The sequence below is a fragment of the Pseudoalteromonas sp. SR45-6 genome, from assembly GCF_014163545.1.
GTDB lineage: Bacteria > Pseudomonadota > Gammaproteobacteria > Enterobacterales > Alteromonadaceae > Pseudoalteromonas > Pseudoalteromonas rhizosphaerae.
On record NZ_JACJDM010000147.1, the window covers coordinates 1 to 1,001 of the forward strand.

Consider the following 1,001-nt stretch of genomic DNA (forward strand, 5'->3'; position numbering starts at 1 on the left):
GATTTATAAGATAAATCTATTAATAAATTTACACCATATATACTAGGATTACCCATGTCATTAATCTCAGAAAACACAGCCCGTTTTAAACCGCTTTTACACAGCATAACGAATATAAAGGCGTTTAGTAAAAGCGCGCGAAGCAGCGCCATGATATTACTAAGTATTACTACATTGCTATTAACTGGCTGTGGTGGTGACGTTAAAACATCAGAAAAACAAGTTGTTGAAGAGCAACCCAGACGATTTAGTAAAGATAAATTGGCGTATCGCCACACATACCACTCTGAATGGCCTAAAGAGGTGCGCAATGAGGTGTATGGCGATGAAGAAACGTTTTCAGCTCCGCGTATTTTATTTAGAGCTGAGGTTGAGTGGATAGGTATAGAAACGTTGTTTTCAGCGCGCATGGATGGCTCTGACAGGCGTAGGATTATTCCAGAAAGCGTATTTACGGGTAAGAATATGGTCGACGGTCATAAACCGGTGCGCTCTCCTGATAACCGGTATATCGCAATATCAATGTACAACAATGAACTTGGCTATACACGTGAGCTTTGGGATACTAAAACCCAGCAGTTTATTTTAATGAGCGAAGGTTATGGCTATGCCCATTTTAACTGGACTAAAGACAGTGAGAATGTGATTTTTTACGTCAGTGGTAAACATTATAACTATCATGTACCGACTAAAACACTTACTGAGCGACCAATTATTTACTCTAATGGCTTGTATTTATTGCCAGATGGTCAAACTTTTTTAGCACATAAAAAAAATGAGTATTGGTTGCATGATTTTAATGGCGATGTGATAGAGAAGGTTGATTTAGGCTATAACAACCACCTTTCTATGCGTAGTTTTAAGGTATCTCCCTTCGGCGATTATATTTATTTTTTATCAGAAGGTCTTGGGGCGTCGCAAAATTACTGGATTAACTTATCGGACCCCAGTAAGCGCATTATATCACCAAGAAAAGCAGATACTTATTTTTTCTCAGATAA

General features: G+C 38.3%; 1 protein-coding gene. It reads left to right on the forward strand.

Annotated features, from left to right (window positions below):
• Positions 1-54 precede the first annotated feature (54 nt).
• On the forward strand, positions 55-1,001 hold a 947-nt coding region (locus H5158_RS22585; protein WP_182740971.1), incomplete at its 3' end, for a hypothetical protein.